At 71.1% G+C, this 16,733-nt stretch carries 17 protein-coding genes; 10 read left to right on the forward strand and 7 right to left on the reverse strand.

All coding sequences use genetic code 11. The features are described from left to right. The first annotated feature begins 11 nt into the window (after nt 1–11). Nucleotides 12–1,217: a helix-turn-helix domain-containing protein gene (locus R2B38_RS42240; protein WP_318021093.1), complete on the forward strand. Its 1,206-nt coding sequence runs from the start codon at nt 12–14 to the stop codon at nt 1,215–1,217. On the opposite strand, the gene R2B38_RS42245 is transcribed toward R2B38_RS42240, so the two are convergent. Further along, nucleotides 1,214–2,209, reverse strand: a complete 996-nt coding sequence (locus R2B38_RS42245; protein WP_318021095.1) for a phospholipase D-like domain-containing protein — start codon at nt 2,207–2,209, stop codon at nt 1,214–1,216. The two genes, R2B38_RS42240 and R2B38_RS42245, sit on opposite strands and share 4 nt — an antisense overlap. A gap of 411 nt (nt 2,210–2,620) precedes the next feature. Between R2B38_RS42245 and R2B38_RS42250 the strand changes: the two genes are divergently transcribed. The 8 genes from R2B38_RS42250 to R2B38_RS42285 all read left to right on the forward strand — a co-directional run bounded on the left by R2B38_RS42250 (nt 2,621) and on the right by R2B38_RS42285 (nt 9,910). Next, nucleotides 2,621–3,151, forward strand: a complete 531-nt coding sequence (locus tag R2B38_RS42250; protein ID WP_318021096.1) for an FABP family protein — start codon at nt 2,621–2,623, stop codon at nt 3,149–3,151. 157 nt (nt 3,152–3,308) lie between these two features. Further along, nucleotides 3,309–4,706: a condensation domain-containing protein gene (locus tag R2B38_RS42255; RefSeq protein WP_318021097.1), complete on the forward strand. Its 1,398-nt coding sequence runs from the start codon at nt 3,309–3,311 to the stop codon at nt 4,704–4,706. A gap of 249 nt (nt 4,707–4,955) precedes the next feature. Then, on the forward strand, nt 4,956–6,275 hold the full coding sequence (locus R2B38_RS42260) for an ABC transporter substrate-binding protein (RefSeq protein ID WP_318021098.1): 1,320 nt from the start codon (nt 4,956–4,958) through the stop codon (nt 6,273–6,275). Beyond that, nucleotides 6,272–7,225 carry a sugar ABC transporter permease gene (locus tag R2B38_RS42265; RefSeq protein ID WP_318021099.1) on the forward strand — a complete coding sequence of 318 codons (954 nt, stop codon included), beginning with the start codon at nt 6,272–6,274 and terminating at the stop codon, nt 7,223–7,225. The genes R2B38_RS42260 and R2B38_RS42265 overlap by 4 nt, the downstream gene beginning before the upstream one ends. Further along, complete coding sequence (locus R2B38_RS42270; RefSeq protein ID WP_318021100.1) at nt 7,225–8,115, forward strand: carbohydrate ABC transporter permease; 891 nt, start codon at nt 7,225–7,227, stop codon at nt 8,113–8,115. Before R2B38_RS42265 ends, R2B38_RS42270 begins: the two co-directional genes overlap by 1 nt. Before the next feature lie 4 nt (nt 8,116–8,119). After that, nucleotides 8,120–8,743, forward strand: coding sequence for a hypothetical protein (locus R2B38_RS42275; protein ID WP_318021101.1), 624 nt, complete (start codon nt 8,120–8,122; stop codon nt 8,741–8,743). A gap of 133 nt (nt 8,744–8,876) precedes the next feature. Continuing rightward, the gene (locus R2B38_RS42280; RefSeq protein ID WP_318021102.1) at nt 8,877–9,569 is read left to right on the forward strand and encodes a DJ-1/PfpI family protein; all 693 of its coding nucleotides are present in this window, start codon (nt 8,877–8,879) and stop codon (nt 9,567–9,569) included. 29 nt (nt 9,570–9,598) lie between these two features. After that, entirely contained in the window at nt 9,599–9,910 is a 312-nt protein-coding gene (locus R2B38_RS42285; protein ID WP_318021103.1) for a hypothetical protein, read from the forward strand. Here R2B38_RS42285 and R2B38_RS42290 read toward each other — a convergent pair. Further along, complete coding sequence (locus tag R2B38_RS42290; protein ID WP_318021104.1) at nt 9,894–10,820, reverse strand: ADP-ribosylglycohydrolase family protein; 927 nt, start codon at nt 10,818–10,820, stop codon at nt 9,894–9,896. The genes R2B38_RS42285 and R2B38_RS42290 overlap by 17 nt on opposite strands. Nucleotides 10,821–10,876: 56 nt before the next feature. Between R2B38_RS42290 and R2B38_RS42295 the strand changes: the two genes are divergently transcribed. Continuing rightward, nucleotides 10,877–11,398 (forward strand): AAA family ATPase, encoded by a 522-nt coding sequence (locus R2B38_RS42295; RefSeq protein ID WP_318021105.1) that lies wholly within the window; start codon nt 10,877–10,879, stop codon nt 11,396–11,398. Nucleotides 11,399–11,418: 20 nt separating this feature from the next. Here the strand turns inward: R2B38_RS42295 and R2B38_RS42300 are convergent, their stop codons facing one another. From R2B38_RS42300 to R2B38_RS42320, 5 genes are read right to left on the reverse strand one after another with little or no spacing between them, the layout of a single operon-like run. Continuing rightward, complete coding sequence (locus tag R2B38_RS42300) at nt 11,419–12,504, reverse strand: MSMEG_0565 family glycosyltransferase (protein ID WP_318021106.1); 1,086 nt, start codon at nt 12,502–12,504, stop codon at nt 11,419–11,421. Further along, nucleotides 12,501–13,337 carry a carbon-nitrogen hydrolase family protein gene (locus R2B38_RS42305; RefSeq protein WP_318021107.1) on the reverse strand — a complete coding sequence of 279 codons (837 nt, stop codon included), beginning with the start codon at nt 13,335–13,337 and terminating at the stop codon, nt 12,501–12,503. The genes R2B38_RS42300 and R2B38_RS42305 overlap by 4 nt, the downstream gene beginning before the upstream one ends. Then, nucleotides 13,334–14,185 carry a carbon-nitrogen hydrolase family protein gene (locus R2B38_RS42310; RefSeq protein ID WP_318021108.1) on the reverse strand — a complete coding sequence of 284 codons (852 nt, stop codon included), beginning with the start codon at nt 14,183–14,185 and terminating at the stop codon, nt 13,334–13,336. The genes R2B38_RS42305 and R2B38_RS42310 overlap by 4 nt, the downstream gene beginning before the upstream one ends. Beyond that, nucleotides 14,182–15,648: an MSMEG_0567/sll0787 family protein gene (locus R2B38_RS42315; RefSeq protein ID WP_318021109.1), complete on the reverse strand. Its 1,467-nt coding sequence runs from the start codon at nt 15,646–15,648 to the stop codon at nt 14,182–14,184. Before R2B38_RS42315 ends, R2B38_RS42310 begins: the two co-directional genes overlap by 4 nt. Beyond that, nucleotides 15,618–16,724, reverse strand: a complete 1,107-nt coding sequence (locus R2B38_RS42320) for an MSMEG_0568 family radical SAM protein (protein ID WP_318021110.1) — start codon at nt 16,722–16,724, stop codon at nt 15,618–15,620. Before R2B38_RS42320 ends, R2B38_RS42315 begins: the two co-directional genes overlap by 31 nt. Between the last annotated feature and the right edge of the window lie 9 nt (nt 16,725–16,733).

Raw genomic sequence — 16,733 nt, forward strand, 5'->3', positions numbered from 1 at the left:
CGGAGAAGACATTGGTCGACAAGGAGATCAGAGCCCTGGCGACCGTGCTGCTCGAACGCGTCGGGGAACTGGCGAAGGAGATGGCGGCGCGGATCCGCGCCGGCTCACGGGAGTACCACTACGACGCGGTGCCCGAGGAGGATCTGGAGGAGGCCTGCCGGACCCATGTGAGCAACGCGCTCCAGGCGCTCACCGGGCAGGTACCGCTGGACACCGAGGCCGCCGCCGACATCGGCCGCCGGCGTGCCCGGCAGAACGTGCCGCTGCCCACCGTGATGGCGGCCTACCGCGTCGGCGTGAAGTACTTCTGGGAGTCGGTCGTCGCCGAGGCCACCACAACTGCCCTGGTGGGCAACGACGTTCTGGTCGCGGCCGCCACCGCCATGTGGGAGATCCAGGACGGCATCACCGAGGCCATGGTCACCGGGTACCACGACGCCGTGGCCCAACGGCTCCTCGCCGGCGAGCAGGAACGCTCGGCGCTGGTGGAGGCCCTCCTGGAGGGCAGGAGCATGGACGCCGACGCGGTGTGGTCCGCCGCGGAGGTGCTGCGCGTGCCGCGCGGCGGTCCGTTCACCGTGGTCGCCGCCGAGGTGCCGCGGATCGGCCGACAGGCCCTGCCGGGCATCGCGGACCTCCTGACCCGGCGCGGCATCCGCTCCGCCTGGCGCCTGCGCCCCGACCTCCAGCTCGGCATCGTCCACCTGCGCACCCCGCGCGGTCTCCCCGACCTGGTCGAGGTGTTGCGCGCCCACGCGGAGCGACGCGTGGGCGTGAGCCCCGCCTACGACGACCTCGACCGCACCGGAGACGCCCTGCGTTTCGCCAAGGTCGCGATGCGCGGCGGCGACGCGGAGAGCAGCGCGGTGACCGTCTTCGACGACTCACCCCTCGCGGTCGCGACAGCGGGCGCACCCGACGTCATGGCCCGCGTCGCCACCAAGGTCCTGGGCCCCGTCGAGGCCCTGCCCGCCGACGAACGCGCCCTGCTGCTGGACACGTTGGACGTCTGGTTCGCCTGCGGCGGCTCCGCCGAGGAGGCGGCCAAGCAGCTCTACGTCCACCCGAACACCGTCCGCGCCCGCCTGCGCCGCATCACCGAACGCACGGGCCGCTCCCTGGCCGACCCCCGCGGCATCACCGAACTCGCCCTGGCCCTGCGCGCGGTACGGCAGACTCCGAGGCCGTCGACCCCGGAGCCGACCGATGGGCTCTAGGCGGCGGTACCGCCCGCGTAGTCGCTCTTGAACGTCGTCTCGATGGTCGTGGCGACGGACTGGGCGACTCCCGTGCCGGTGAGGATGATGCCCAACTCGCGGTTGTTGGACAGGGAGTTGCTGCTGATGTTCATCGAACCGGCCTCCACCTCCTGGGTGGACAGGCCGTAGTCGGCGACCATGGCCTTGGCGTGGATGTAGAAGCCGTCGGGGTCCGAGTAGCCGACGACCGTGCCGCCCGCCGCCTTGATCGCGGACACCTCGCTGGAGTAGTCGCCCGGGGTCTCCAGCACCACCCGCACGGTCACACCCGCCTTCGCTCTGGCCACGACCGCGTTGACCACCGTGCTGTCGCTGAACTCCAGCTCCTCGACGTCCAGCGTCTTGGTGGCCGCGTTGATCACGGTCAGCAGCCGGGTGCGGGAGTCGGTGGGGGACCAGAGCAGGTGGTCGCCGTCGGTCGGGGTGACCGAGGTGCCGGCGTAGTCCGCGTTGAACACCTTCTCGATCGCGGCGACATCACGGGTGTCGTCGGTGAAGACGCCGTAGTCGCGGCCGGTCGAGTAGTACTGCGAGGTCAGATTGCCGGTCAGGACAAGCGACTTGGCGGCGTCCACGGTGATCGTCTTCTGGTGCGTGTAGACGAAGCTGGACGGCGACCACACGACACCCACGCCCGCGTTCGTCAGCGCCGTGTACGCCGAGCTGTTGGCGGACTGGTGCGCGCGGTCCAGGACCACCCGCACGGTGACGCCCTTCTTCTCCAGGGCGATCAGGTCGTTGACGGCCGTGGTGTCCTCCAGCTCGTACATCGTCATGTCGAGCGAGGAGGTGGCCGAGTTGATGAAGTCGTAGATGGTCGGCTGGGTGGTGCCGGCCTGCGAGAAGGCGAAGGCCGTGTACGTCGCGGCGTTGGCGGGGACAGCCGTGACGAAGAGGGTGGCGCCGGCTGCCAGCGCGACACCCGCGCGGCCGAGGAACGTCCTCAACATGCGTGACTCCTAGTCGAGTTGATGCCCACGTGGGGGGTGGCGGGCAGGTGCATGACACCACGCGCGTAGAACGGGGTGGAAGGGAAGCTGGGTGAACTCACGATTACCGCCCGCGAGTTCAGGTGGACAAAGGGGACTTCGGCCAGGTGGGAGCCGGTTCATGGGGTTCCCGCGAGTTAGCAAAAACTTCGTAGCCGGTGGATTCGGCGGTCGGGAGTGTCGGGGCTTCGGGCGGGTGGGTGAAGTCAGCTGCGCGCTGTCAGAGCCCCGACGCGGCAGCCCCCCAGGGGCGCGGGGAACTGCGCGACCAGCCACGACGGCGAGTCACTGGCAAGACGGCATATCGGGGCACTTCCCGCGGAGCGCTTAGGCTGCGCCCCGACACCCCGCATCGACCACAGGAGCACACCCGTGTCCGACCTCCCGTACCCCGACGCCCACCACCCGGACCAGAAGCCCACCCCCCACCCCCTGCTCACTCCCGTGCTCGCCCTCCTGGGCAACTGGCACGGCCAGGGCAAAGGCGAATACCCCACCATCGAAGGGGACTTCACCTACGCCCAGGACGTCACCTTCACCCACGACGGCCGCCCCTTCCTGCACTACGAGGCCCGCGCCTGGATCCTCGACGCCGAAGGCACCCCACTCCGCCCGGCAGCCCGCGAGAGCGGCTGGTGGCGCCTGCGACCCGACGGCCGAGTCGAGGCACTCATCACCCAGCCCACCGGCATCGCGGAGATCCTGATCGGAACCGCCACCGCCGGCGCGATCGACCTCGCCACCCACCAGATCGCCCTCACCCCCACCGCCAAGAACGTCACCGCCACCCGCCGCCGCTACACCCTGACCGACGACGCCACACTCACCTTCACCCACGACCTGGAAGCCGTAGGACAACCGCTGCAACACCACCTCGCGGCGGAGCTCCACCGCACGGGCTGAAATGGACTGATCAGAAAGCCTGTTCACGGCGTTGCTTTCCGAATATCCGATCGTTGATCTCCCATGCAGTGAGCGGTGCCCGAGCGGCATGGAGGCGTGGATCGACAGTGGTGCCCGGCGGCCTCCCGTGGGCAGGCGAACGGAGAGCCCTGTGCGCATGAGTGACCTTCAGCGGTGCGAGATCCGTCCCGGACGACTCGTCGAGTGGACGCTGCACCCGACGGCCGTAGGAGCGGCGCGGGCCCTCCCGGACGACGCGCGGCCACCGGCGTACGTGCAGGAGTCCCACATCCGGACGGCGCGCTCGGTGCGCGAGGACGGGCTGTTCGTGCCGACCTGGCTCGGAACCGCCTTCGACATGCCGGGGCGGATCGAACTCGACGTGCTCCAGGGCGCGTTGCGGTCCTGGATGCTCCGGCACGAGACGCTGCGCAGCGGCTTCAGGTGGGCCGGTGACGAGATGCGCCGCTTCACCCTGGACGCCGACGCCGTGGCCCTGCACCGCGAGGACGTGGGGGAGTTCGCGGACGCGGTGACGCTGACCCGGTACCTGCAGGACCGTTTCGATGTGACGGCCGACGCGCTCACCTGGCCCAACTTCCTCTTCGCGGCGGTCGTCCGCGACGACGGCACGAGTGTCTACCTCGCCTTCGACCACAGCAACGTCGACGCCTACTCCCTCCACCGCATCGCGGGCGAGGTCCACGAGCTGTACGCGGCCGGCCTCGCCGGGAAGGCCGTCGAGTCGGCGCCCGTCGCCAGTTACATCGACTTCTGCGCGGGCGAGCGCACCGACGCCGACCAGATCGACGACACGCACACCGTCGTCTCCCGCTGGCGCGAGTTCATCGCCCGCTGCGACGGCAAGCTGCCGAACTTCCCCGTCGACCTCGGCCTCGACCCCGAAGGACCGCTGCCCACCCAGAAGTTCCTCCAGGAGATGCTCGTCGACGACACGGACGCGGCGGCCTTCGAGGCGTACTGCCGCCCCTACGGCGGAAGCCTCGTCGGCATCCTGGCGGCCGTCGCGCTGGCCGCCCGCGAGATCAGCGGCCTCGACGTGTACCGCACCGTCGTTCCCTTCCACACCCGCGCCAAGTCCCGCTGGGCCGACTCCGTCGGCTGGTACGTGGGCGGCGCCCCGATCGAGATCCCCGTGCAGCGCGCCACCGACTTCGACCACGCCCTGCGCATGGTCCGCGCCACGCTCCGCGAGAACCGCCCGCACGCCCGCATGCCCATCGCCCGCGTCCTGCGCCTGCTGGGCGCCGACTTCCGGCCCACGTCCCCCGACCTGTACTCGATCGTCTCCTACGTCGACTCGCGCGCCCTGCCCGGTTCGGAGCGCTGGCAGGAGCTGAAGGCGTACGGACTGATCCGGGTGTCGTACGGCGACCAGGTGTGCGCGTGGGTGACCCGGGTCCACGAGGGACTGCAGTTCGCGTGCCGCGTCCCGGACAACGTCATCGCGGACAAGAACATGCGGCTGTGCATGGAGCTGGTGCGGGAGCGGGTGGTCGCCGTGGCCGCAGAGGCGTTGGCCGTACGCCTGTAGGTCTCCTGGGACGCGAAGGTTCCCTGGGGCACGGGTGCCGACCCGGCTACCCGTGCCCCATGTCCGAACAAACCTGTGCAGCACCGTTGACCGACCGGACGGACGGCACCTACGTTCTGTGCAAGCGAAAGCGCTTGCCATGCCCTGCCCTCCGTCCGCTCCCCCCCATCCCCCCACCCCTCCGCCGGACCGGGCAACAACTCCTGACCTCAGACAACGATGTCCACGCCCCACTCAGGAGGCATCGCCATGACGCCACCCAGTTTCCGGAGACGAGCTGTCCTCGGCGCCGCCGCGGGCGCCCTGTTCGCCCCCCTCCTCGCCGGCTGTTCCGATGCCGGCGGAGCGAGCACGGCGGCAGGCGGGAAAGTGACACTCACCTTCGCCTGGTGGGGCAACGACGACCGTGCGCAACGCACCAACGCCGCCGTGGCCCTCTTCGAGAAGCGCCACCCGAACATCACGGTCCGCACCTCCTTCGCCGGCTACCCGGCGTACGTGCAGAAGCTCGCCACCCAGGCGGCGGGCGGCGACCTCTCGGATGTGGCCCAGCTCGACTACCGCCAGATATCCCAGTACGCGGGCAGCGGCACCCTCCTCGACCTCGGCCCCTACGTCGACAACGGCACACTTCGGACGGCCGACTTCGACCAGACCCTGACCCGCACGGGTGTCTACGACAACAAGCAGTACGCCCTCCCGATGGGCAAGGGAACGACCGGCATCGTCTACGACGCCGCCGTCTTCAAGAAGGCCGGAGTCGCGACGCCCCGGCCGGGCTGGACCTGGGACGACTGGGCCGAGGCGGGCAAGAAGATCACCGCGCTCGGTATGAAGGGCCCCAACGGGCATGCGTACACCGGCCTTTCGGACCTCGGGGTCAACGAGGACGCCTTCGAGACCTGGCTGCGCGGCAGGGGCAAGGAGTTGTACGCCTCCGAGCACCGACTCGGCTTCACCGCCGACGACTTGACCGACTTCTGGACCTTCACCGACAAGCTGCGCCGCGCGGGCGTCGTCTCGCAGGCCAGGGACACCGCCCAGGTCGGCGGCGCCGTCGAGGACACCCCGATGGGACGCGGCATCGCGGCGACCGACTTCAACTGGGACGCCCCCTTCCTCGGCTACCCGCCCCTGCTCGGCGACCAGGTCCACTTCGCGCCCGTCCCCACGACCGACGGCAAGGTGGGCCAGTACTTCAAGCCCACCATGCTCATCGGCGCGGGCGCCGGGACCCAACACCCCAAGGAGGCGGCCGAGTTGATCGACTTCCTGCTCAACGACCCCGCCGCCGGCAAGATCCTCGGCGTCACCCGCTCCACACCCCCCAACGAGAAGATCGCCGAGGAGATAGGCAAGGGCCTGACCGGCCCGGAGAAAGAGGTCTACGACTACGGCCGCACGATCGCCGCCCACGGCACCTCGGCCCCACCCATGGCACCGCCCCGCGGCGACGTCGTCCTCCAGGTCTCCTTCACCCGCGACTACCAGCGCGTCTCCTACGGCATGGAGAGCCCGCGCGGCGCCGCCGAGGAGTACGTCGCCGAGGCGAAGCGGGAGCTGCGATGACCACCACGGCGACCCCACCGCCCCGCACCGCACCCGCCACCGCGACACCACCGGAACACCGCAAGCGCGGTCGACGCGGCGGCCCCGCCTACATCTTCCTCTCGCCGTGGATCCTCGGGGTCGTCCTCCTGACGCTCGCCCCCATGGCCGTGTCCCTGTATCTGTCGTTCACCGACTACAACCTCTTCGACCCGCCCAAGTGGGTCGGACTGCGCAACTACAGCGACATGTTCACCGCGGACCCGAGGTACTGGCGCTCGGTGGGCACCACGCTCCTCTACGTCGTGGTCGCCGTCCCCCTCAAACTCGCCATCGCGCTCGGCGTCGCGCTGCTGCTCAGCAACACCCGCAAGGCCAAGGGCTTTTACCGCTCGGCCTTCTACGCCCCTTCGCTGCTCGGCGCGAGCATGGCGGTCGCGCTGGTGTGGCGGGCGCTCTACAACGACGGCGGCACCGTCGACGAACTGCTGTCCTCCATAGGTATCCACACCGGCGGCTGGGTCTCGGACCCGCACCTCGCGGTGTTCGTCGTCGCGCTGCTCTCCGCCTGGCAGTTCGGCGCCCCGATGGTCATCTTCCTCGCCGGGTTGCAGCAGATCCCGGCCGACCTGTACGAGGCCGCCGCTCTCGACGGCGCGGGACGTTGGCGCCGGTTCGTGTCCGTGACGCTGCCCATGCTGTCCCCGGTGGTCTTCTTCAACCTCGTCCTGGAGACCATCCAGTCCTTCCAGGTCTTCACCCCCGCCTTCGCCATCAGCGGCGGCAACGGCGGACCGGCCGACTCGACCGAGTTCTACACGCTCTACCTCTACGAACGAGGCTTCACCGCCTCGCACATGGGCTACGCCTCCGCCATGGCCTGGGTCCTGCTCCTGGCCATCGGCGCGGTCACGCTCGTCCTCTTCAGGACCTCGCGCTCCTGGGTCTTCTACGCCAACGAGGGGGCCTGATGGCCACGACCGTGCCCGACTTGAAGAGTGCCGCCGGACTCGAGACCGACGCGGGCCGCACCCGCACCGCGGCGATCGCGAAACACGTCGGCCTGGTGGCCGTACTCCTCGTCCTGCTCTACCCGTTGGTCTGGCTGCTCGCCACCTCGCTGAAGCCGGCGAACGAGGTCCTCACCAGCCTCAAACTGCTGCCGAGCCACATCGAGTGGTCGAACTACACCACCGCCCTGGACGGAATCAGCGGCGTCTCGATCACCCGCCTGCTCCTCAACTCCCTCCTGATCAGCGTCGGTTCGGTCATCGGGAACGTCGTCTCCTGCTCCCTCGCCGCCTACGCCTTCGCCCGGCTGCGGTTCCGGATGCGGGGTCCGATGTTCGGCTTCATGATCGCCACGATGATGCTGCCGCACCACGCCGTACTGATCCCGCAGTACATCATCTTCAACAAGCTCGGCATGGTGGACACCTATTGGCCGCTGATCCTGCCCAAGTTCCTTGCCACGGAGGCCTTTTTCGTCTTTCTCATCGTCCAGTTCATGCGCGGCCTGCCGCGTGAGCTGGACGAGGCCGCACGCATCGACGGCTGCGGACCGTTCCGCATCTTCTGGTCGGTGGTCCTGCCGCTGACCCGCCCGGCCCTGATCACCACCGCGATCTTCACCTTCATCTGGAGCTGGAACGACTTCTTCACCCAGCTGATCTACCTCTTCGACCCGGAGAAGTTCACGATCACCCTGGCCCTGCGCAACTTCGTCGACCAGTCCAGCACCTCCGCCTACGGCCCGATGTTCGCGATGTCGGTGATCTCGATCGTGCCCATCGTGCTGTTCTTCTTCGCCTTCCAGCGCTACCTGGTCGAGGGCATGGCGACCTCCGGACTGAAGGGCTGAGCCGATGAGTTCCCTCGCACCCCGACGCCGGGAACCGGGCGAGCTGTTCGGCCCCCGCTTCACCCTCTTCGCCGACATGCTTGCCGTCGGCCTGGCCGCCACGGTCGCCTCCCTCCCCCTGATCACGGCTCCTACGGCGTTCGCCGCGGCCTGCGCGGTCCTGCGCCGGTCGATCCGTGAGGACCGGCCGGTGAGCATGGGGGAGTACGTCGGTGAGTTCCGCGCCCACGGCCCGCGCCGTGTGCTGCTGGCGGGCGTGGCGGTGTTCGCGGCGGTGACCTTGGTCGTCCTCGATCTCGCGCTCGCGGGGGCGGGACTTCCGGGAGCCCGTCCGATGTCGTGGGCGCTGACCGCTGTGGCGGTGGCGGGACTCGTCGTCGCCCTGCGCGCCGCGGGCGATCCGGAGGTGGCGCGCGGCTGGCGCCCGGCCCTGAGCAGGGCCGTGACCCGTTCACTCACGGACCCGAGGGGCTGCGGGCTGATCCTGGCGGCGGTCGGGCTGTGCGTCGCGTTCGGGTGGATGCTGCCACTGCTCGCCCTGCTGCTGCCGGGGCCACTCGCCTTTGCGGTCACGGCAGTTGAGCTACGCGTCGAGCGGGCCCACGACGACACCGGCTCGGGAGGCTGACGGACACCTTTCGGTGCGTGGCGAGAACCCGTCGGACCCTGTCACCGAGCCCCCTGGCCGCCTTCTGTACCCCCTTCTACGGTCGTGGGAGAGGCTGGCGAACGCCGGTGTCCCCTCCCACGGAAGATGGCCCATGCACGTCCAGATCGTTCTGTTCGACGGCTTCGACCCGCTCGATGTCGTCGCCCCCTATGAGGTCCTGTACGCCGGTGGTGCCGCGTCCGATGGCGCGGTCACCGTGGAACTCGTCTCGGCCGAAGGGCCTCGGGGCGTCGTCAGCGGTACCGGTGGCCTGACGCTGCGGGCCACCGGAACCCTCGACCCGGCCCGCTCCGGCCTCGTCCTCGTGCCGGGAGCTTCCGGGCGGGTGGGGGAGCCGGGCGAGGTGCCCGACATCGACGCCGGTGGTGAACCGGCGTGGCGGCAGGACGAGTTCATCCCCGTCCTGCTCGGCCGCACCCTGACCACCGACCTGCCCGCTCTGCTGAAGGCCGCCATGGACAATCCGCAGATCACCATGGCCGCGGTGTGCGGCGGCTCGCTGGTGCTGGCCATGGCCGGACTCATCGAGGGCCGCAACGCCACCACCCATCACCTGGGCCTGGACATGCTCGAAGCCACGGGTGTGAACGCCGTCCACGCCCGCGTCGTCGACGACGGCGACCTGGTGACCGGCGCCGGCGTCACCTCCGGCCTCGACCTGGGCCTGTACCTCCTGGAGCGCGAGATCGGTCCGCGGATCGCGCACGCCGTGGAGGAACTGTTCGCGCACGAACGCCGGGGCACCACCTGGCGGGCCCAGGGTCCGACGCCTGCCGCCCTGTAATCGCCGCCCACCACAAGAAAGAACCACTCATGCCCATCGAAGGCGTCTGGGACCTGACCATCGCCACACCCGTCGGCCGCATCAAGCCCGTCGTCGAACTGACCCGCGAGGGCGACGAGTTCACCGGAGTCGCGCACGGCGCGGGCGAGGAGGTCCCCCTCCGGGACCTCGTCGTCGACGGCGACCGCGTCACCTGGAAGCAGGCGGTCACCAAGCCGTTGCGCCTGAACCTGACCTTCGCCGTCACCGTCGAGGGCGACGCCCTCACCGGCAGCTCGAAAGCCGGCCGTCTCCCCGCCTCCAAGGTCACCGGCCGACGCCGGGTCACCGGGACGGACTGACCTGCTCGGCCCAGCCGCTCCAGTCGGGGATCGCCTCGCACGCCTCCCGCCACGCGGACGGGACGCCGGCCGTGCCGGTGCGGGCCGCCACGACACCGCCCGCGATCGCGCAGGTCGTGTCCCGGTCGCCCCACCCGGCGACGGTCTGCCACAACGCCTCGGGCAGATCGTCCGGTTGACCCGCCGCGGACCACAGCGCGAACGGCACGGTGTCCGGTGCGGAGATGAGCGTTCCCGAGCCCAGCACGGACGCCGCGTGCCGTACCGATGTCCGCCCGGAGAAGTTCGCGGCGACCAGCAGCCCGGAGCGGACATCGCTCTCCGGCACATGCGAGGCGACCTCCCGCAGGAACTCGGCGCGAGGCAGGGCCTGTTGATCCGCACCGGCGGCCGCCAGCGCGGCGGCGACCGCCACGGCCACCGCCCCCGCGACGGCCTCCGGGTGAGCGTGCGTGGTCAGTGCGGACAGCCGGGCCTGCTCGGCGGCGACCATCACATCGTCCCGGAACCAGGCCCCCAGCGGTGCCACCCGCATCGCGGCACCGTTGCCGTAGGACCCCTGCCCGCCGAACTGCCCGGTGGTGACCGCCCGCCAGTCCTCGCCGTCGCCGACGCGGCGCAGGATGCCGTGCATGGACGGGCCGTAGCCCCGGCTTGGATCGCGCTCGTACTCGGCGGCGAACTCCCGTGCCAGCGTGTCCGGTTGGACCTCGCCATGAGTCATCAGGTGGGCGAACAGGACGAACGCCATGGCCGAGTCGTCCGTCCACAACCACGGCGCGGGGCGCGGTTCCCGCGCGGCCCACAACCCCTCGGCGTCCTCGTCGGACCGGGTGAACCAGGCGTCGCCGAAGGCGTCCCCCATCACCAGCCCGTCCAGGGAGGCGCGGGCGTGCTGCGGACTGCTCATGGCGGGGCTCCTGTTGATGATCGCTCGACTCGCCACATCGTAGTTAAGGTGCGTGGATGGAGCGGATCTTGGTGGTCGGGGTGACAGGCGCGGGCAAGTCGACGCTCGCGCGGGCCGTGGGCGAGCGGCTCGGCGTGCCGTACCACGAGATGGACGCCCTCTACTTCAGCGGCCCCGACTGGACCGTCAACGAAGACCTGACCGACGACGTCCTGCGCCTCACCTCCGAACCCCGGTGGATCATCGACTCGATCGGCTCGCCCGAAGTCCGCGATCTGCTCTGGGAGAAGGCCGACACGGTGCTCTGGCTGGACTACGCGAGGCGCGTGATCATGCCGCGCGTCCTGCGCCGCTCGCTCCGGCGCACGGTCACCCGCGAGACCATCTTCGGGGGAAACAGGGAGAGTTGGGCGGGCTGGTTGAGCCGGGAACATCCGGTCTGGTGGGCCTGGTCCCAGCACGCGGGTCGGCGGAGTGAGATCCAACGCCGGACCAAAGACCCCCGCTTCGCTCCGCTCACCACACACCGGTTCACCCGCCCCGACGAAACGGCGGCCTGGCTGGCGACCCTGGGATGACTCCTCGGCGCCCGTACGGCCTACGTGAGTTGGTCGAGGGAGCGGTAGAAGGCGAGGTGACTGCGGGCCGCCGCGACCCAGGTGTGGCGGGCGGCGAGGGCACGCCCGGCGGCGGCGCGGGCGGGGTCCTCGGTCGCGAGCGCGTGGGCGAGTTCGGTGGCCAAGTCCTGGGGAGTGGCGGCGAATTGAGCGGCGCCGCCGAACACCTCACGCAGCACGGGCAGATCCCGCACGACCAACGGAACCCCCGCCGCCAGCGCCTCCATGGCCGCGAGACCGAAGCCCTCCTTGAGGGACGGGAACGCGAACGCGTCCGCCGCCGCGACCAGCGACGGCAGCTCGTCCTCGCCCACCTGCCCCAACACCACCGGTTCTACGGCGAGTTCGGCGGCCCGCGCCTCCCAGCCCGCCCGGTAGTCGCGGTAGTCGAAGAGCGTCTCGCCGCCCGCGATGACCAGGCGGACGTCGGGACGGGCGGCGCGCAGGAGAGCGTAGGCCTCCAGGAGGTCGAGTGAGCCCTTGCGGGGTTCGATGCCGCCGACGGTGAGGACGTACGGGCCGAGGCGGGAGCGCCAACTCGCTTGTGCGGCCGGGTCGGTGGCGGCGAAGCGGTCGTAGGCCACGCCGTTGGGGATGACCTGGGCCTCGATACCCCAGCCGGCGGACAGCTCCCCGGCGACCGCCTCGGACACGCAGACGTGTGCGTACGGCTCGACGATCGCGCGCTCGTGGCAGGCGGCCAGTTCGGGGGTGGTGAAGTGGTCGAGGTGGTGGACCGTGCGGACGCAGCGGCCGGCCGCGTTGGCGCTGATGCAGTCCTGGGCGTGGACGACGTCGTAGGGCGTGGGGTCGAAGGCGGTGCGGAGGGTGGCGATGGAGCGGAGGATGCGTTCGCCGACCGTCTCCGTGGGCGGGCCGTCGGGGAACGGGACGATCTGGACGCGGACCGCCGGGTGCACCGGGCGGAAGAAGCCCGCGTCGCCGCCCCGGCCCAGGGTCCACACCGTGACGTCCTCGCCGAGGGCCGCGAGGGCCTCCGCGAGGGCGAGGGTGTGGACGACCCCGCCGCGCGGCTTGGTGGAGTAGCTGAGCAGGGCGATCTTCACGTACGGGACTCCCGGTAGGCGTCGGGGCGGCGCTCGTCGAGGTGGCGCAGGACGCGGCGGGCGCGGTCGGTCTCCGCGACGACGTCGATCTCGGCGACCGCGAGCCCGGCCTTGGACCAGGTGCGGGCGAGGATGTCGCCGCCCGGGCCGACCACCTTGGCCTGGCCGAGGAAGCGCATGCCGCCCATCGCACCGGTCTGGTTGGAGGAGGCCAGGACGACCTGGTTCTCGGCGGCGCGCGACTGGTCGTAGAGGTCGAAGAGGCGGGCCTGGCGGTCCTGGGCCATGCGTGGGGCGCGGTTGGTGATGCTGGTGGGCCAGGCGGAGAGGCAGGCGAGGATCTCGGCGCCGTCCAGGGCCAGCGAACGGGCCGACTCGGGGAACGTCTTGTCGTAGTCGATCAGCATGCCGAGGCGGCCGACCGGGGTGTCGAAGGCGTCGAAGCGGTCCCCTGCTGTGTACGCGGCGACCTCGCCGGCCGGGAGGTGGACCTTGCGGTGCCGGCCGAGGACGCCGTCGCCGCTGACGCAGACCGCCGCGTTGTAGCGCTCGGTCCCGCCGTCCTCGCAGTAGCCGACGCACACCACCATCTCGGCGGCCAGCCGGGCGACTTGGAGGATCAGCGGGTCGTCCGGCTTGAGGGCCGGGGGCAGTGTCTGGGGGTCGGGGTGGCGCAGGTCGGCGAGGTAGCCGCCGAGGGTGGCGTCCGGCAGGACCAGCAGTCCGGCGCCGTTGCCGCGGGCGTCGTCGATGAGTTTGGCGACGCGGGCCAGGTCGAACTCCAGGTCGCGGCCGAAGTGGGCGGCCGCGGCCGCGATCCGGATGGTGCTCATGCGGTGACTGCTCCCGGGGCTGGTCCGTAGGTCTCGGGCCGCCGGTCGCGCAGGTGTCCCATCGACCGGCGGGCGGTCTCCAGGGCCTGTACGACGTCGAGTTCGGCGACGGCGATGCCGGCCGTCACACCCGTGTCGGCGAGGATCTCGCCGCCCGGGTCGACGACCTTGGCACTGCCCACGAAGCGTAGCGACCCGAACGTGCCGGACTGGTTCGCGGACAGCCACACGATCTGGTTCTCCAGCGCGCGAGCCCGGTCGAACAGGTCGAAACGCCGCTTCCAGCGGTCCTGTTCGAGATCGGCGCTCGCCTTCGTGCGCGCTCCCGGCCAGGCCGACACGCACACCCCGATCTCGGCGCCGTCCAGAGCCAGGGCCCGCGCCGACTCAGGGAACGCCTTGTCGTAGCAGATCATCATCCCGAGCCGACCGACCGGTGTGTCGAAGGCGTGGAAACGGTCCCCGGAGGCGTAACTCGCGTCCTCGCTGAGCGGCTGGTGGACCTTGCGGTGGTTGCCGAGGACACCGTCGCCGGTGACGCAGACGACACTGTTGTAGCGGGCGTCCCCGGCCGCCTCGCAGTATCCCGCCACGACCGTCAACTCACCGGCCAGCGTGGCCAGTCGGCGGATCTCCGGGCCGTCGAGGGCGAGCGCGGGCGGGCCCTCGTCGAGTTCGCTGTCGTCGTCCAGGCTGAGCAGATAGCCGCCCAGGCATGCCTCCGGCAGCGCGAGGAGCCGTACCCCCTGCTCACCGGCCTCCTTGATCAGCCGCTCCGCGATCGCGAAGTCCTCTTCCAGGTCGCGGCCGAACTCGGCGGCCACGGCCGCCATCCGGAGCGTGCTCATGCCGTCCCCATTCCGGTCACCGTAGAGGCGACCGCCTCGGTGATCTCTCCGTCGGGCCAGCGCAGCCCGACCCCTTGCCCAGCGGTCAACTCCCCGCATACGGCGCCCGTTGCGGGCCCGGCGGGCAGCGCCGACGCGTGCGGCTCGTCGGCGGTGAGCATCGCGAAGCCCGGGAAGCAGGTCAGCCAGTCACCCATCGAGGCTCCAGTAGGGCGTGGCACCTCGGCCATGTCGAGTACCGCACCACAGCCGCTCGCCTCGGCGAGCATCCCCAGCGTGCCGGCGATCCCGGCCATCGACACGTCCTTCGCCGCGGCCGGTCGCGCGGCGGCCACCGCCCTTGTCATCGTGCGGAGTTCGGCCGTACGGCGATGGGTCGTCGAGTCCCATTGGCGGCCCCGGTAGCCCGCGCGCCAGTCGCCGCCGAGGTCGGCCGTGAGCCGTACGGCGTGTCCTGGGCGTCCTCCGCCGCCGGGCACGGGCCGGGCGGTGCGGCCGAGCGCGGTCACCGACAGGGCGGCGGGGACGCCGAGTTGGGTGTGTCCGCCGAGCACCGGGACGCCGTACGCCTGCGCCGCCCGGGTCAGTCCGGCGAGGACCAGCGCGGCGTGCGCGGCATCGCGCGCACCCACCGCGTCCAGCAGCCCGACCGGTGAAGCACCCATCGCCGCAAGGTCGTTGACGTTCACGAGGACCGCGCACCAGCCGGCCCACTCCGGGTCCCGTTCGACCATAGACGGCACGATCGCGTCGCACGCGGCGATCACATCGGTGCCGGGAACGGGCGCGCCGTCGTCACCGACGAAGCCGGGCGGTGCGGGGAGTTCGGCGAGCAGCGGGCCCAACGCGGTTTTCGTGGCCGCGACTTGGGCCGCGATCCGTGTGATGGGCCAGCGCATCAGGACGTGTGGCGTACCGGCGACCTCCGTGGCCCGCACCGACTGCCAGCCGAGGCGGCGGAAGAGCACCTCGTTGCGGGCCTGCACGGTGGCGTCGAACCGCAGGACGCCCTCCGCCTCGGCGCGTGCGCAGGCCGCCCGGACCAGTGCCGCGCCGATTCCGTGCGGGCCGCGTGCCTGCGGGGCGACGACCAGGCGGCCGCCCTGCCACCAGCCGAGGTCCGCGCCGTCGTCGACCGGGCCCAGCCGCACCCCGCCGATGACCGTGCCGTCCGGGGCGCGGGCGACCAGGACGACGGTACGGGTGTCGGCGTCGCGGTCGTCGAGGTCGTCGCCGGTGAAGAGCCCCTGTTCGTGGACGAAGGTCTCCATGCGCAGGCGTCGGTAGGCGGCCAACTCCGCATGGTCGGCGGCCTGTTCGATGTGGAACGCGGGGCGGCGGGCGAGGGTGCTCCGGTCGCCGAGCAGCGCCAGGATGTCGACCGGTCCCTCCGTCGCGAGGGGGGCCGCGGAGCCGTCGAGGTACACGGCCATCACCCGCCCGCCGACTGCAGGACACTGCACGCACCGCAGGCCGCGCAGCCCGCCTTCTGGTCGGCGCCGGTCATCCCGGCGGCGCGCAGTTTGGCCGCGACGCCCTCCGTGATGTACGTCAGGAGTTCGGCGCTCGGTGCCGGGATGCCGTCGCGGGCGGCGAGCGTGCCGGCCATCGGGCGGAACGGCACGACGAAGGGGTACACGCCCCGGTCGATCAACTTGCCCGCACCCGCGATGAGTTCGTCCGGGTCCTCGCCGAGTCCGACGAGCAGATAGGTGGAGACGCGGTTCCGTCCGAAGACCCGCACGGCCTCGTCCCACGCGTCCGCGTACTCGGCGAGCGGGACCGTCGACTTGCCCGGCATCCAGCGCCGCCGCACCTCGTCGTCGAGGGACTCCACATGGATGCCGATCGTGGTGGCGCCGGCGTCGTGCAGAGCGCGGATCCAGGCGAGGTCGCCGGGCGGTTCGCACTGCACCTGGATGGGCAGGCCGGGCACCGCTTCGAGGACGGCGCGTACGGAGCGGACGAGATTGCGCGCGCCCCGGTCTGGGCCGGTCGTGGTGCCCGTGGTCATGACCATCTGCTTGATGCCGTCCAACCGGACCGCCGCCTCGGCGACTTCGGCGAGCTGCGCGGGTGTCTTGGCGGCGACCGTCGCGCCCGAGCGCAGGGACTCCTCGATGGTGCAGAAGCGGCAGCGGTCGGACTCGGCGTAGCGGATGCAGGTCTGGACGACGGTGGTGGCGAGGACGTCGGCGCCGTGGAGGCGGGCGATGTGCTCGTAGGGGGTGCCGTCGGTGGTGGTGAGGTCGTAGAACCTCGGGCGGTTCACGGGGGTCAACGCGAGCCCCGTGTCCGTGAGTTGTCCGTCCTCGTCGCCGAGCCAGACCTTGCCGTCGCGTACGCGGTAGGGGCTGGCCGGGTTGGTGGGCAGTGCGGCGTTGGCACCGTCGACGAGGACGTGGCCGTCGCCGCTCGGACCCGCGCCGTCGGGCCGCCGTACGGGGGCGTCCAACGCGACGCCGTGCAGGGCGAGTTCGGCGCGGGTCAGGATGCGCACATCCACCGCCGTACTCGTCGATCCGGTGCCAACGCTCACAGTGGCCCC

Source organism: Streptomyces sp. N50, assembly GCF_033335955.1.
In the GTDB taxonomy this organism is placed as follows: Bacteria; Actinomycetota; Actinomycetes; order Streptomycetales; family Streptomycetaceae; genus Streptomyces.

Bases quoted from the DNA above. Each gene is read 5' to 3' on its own strand.
- R2B38_RS42260 (WP_318021098.1), top strand. From the start codon at position 4,956: ATGACGCCACCCAGTTTCCGGAGACGAGCTGTCCTCGGCGCCGCCGCG.
- R2B38_RS42305 (WP_318021107.1), bottom strand. From the start codon at position 13,337: ATGAGCACCATCCGGATCGCGGCCGCGGCCGCCCACTTCGGCCGCGAC.
- R2B38_RS42275 (WP_318021101.1), top strand. From the start codon at position 8,120: ATGAGTTCCCTCGCACCCCGACGCCGGGAACCGGGCGAGCTGTTCGGC.
- R2B38_RS42290 (WP_318021104.1), bottom strand. From the start codon at position 10,820: ATGAGCAGTCCGCAGCACGCCCGCGCCTCCCTGGACGGGCTGGTGATG.
- R2B38_RS42265 (WP_318021099.1), top strand. From the start codon at position 6,272: ATGACCACCACGGCGACCCCACCGCCCCGCACCGCACCCGCCACCGCG.
- R2B38_RS42310 (WP_318021108.1), bottom strand. From the start codon at position 14,185: ATGAGCACGCTCCGGATGGCGGCCGTGGCCGCCGAGTTCGGCCGCGAC.
- R2B38_RS42270 (WP_318021100.1), top strand. From the start codon at position 7,225: ATGGCCACGACCGTGCCCGACTTGAAGAGTGCCGCCGGACTCGAGACC.
- R2B38_RS42280 (WP_318021102.1), top strand. From the start codon at position 8,877: ATGCACGTCCAGATCGTTCTGTTCGACGGCTTCGACCCGCTCGATGTC.
- R2B38_RS42245 (WP_318021095.1), bottom strand. From the start codon at position 2,209: ATGTTGAGGACGTTCCTCGGCCGCGCGGGTGTCGCGCTGGCAGCCGGC.
- R2B38_RS42255 (WP_318021097.1), top strand. From the start codon at position 3,309: ATGAGTGACCTTCAGCGGTGCGAGATCCGTCCCGGACGACTCGTCGAG.
- R2B38_RS42285 (WP_318021103.1), top strand. From the start codon at position 9,599: ATGCCCATCGAAGGCGTCTGGGACCTGACCATCGCCACACCCGTCGGC.
- R2B38_RS42295 (WP_318021105.1), top strand. From the start codon at position 10,877: ATGGAGCGGATCTTGGTGGTCGGGGTGACAGGCGCGGGCAAGTCGACG.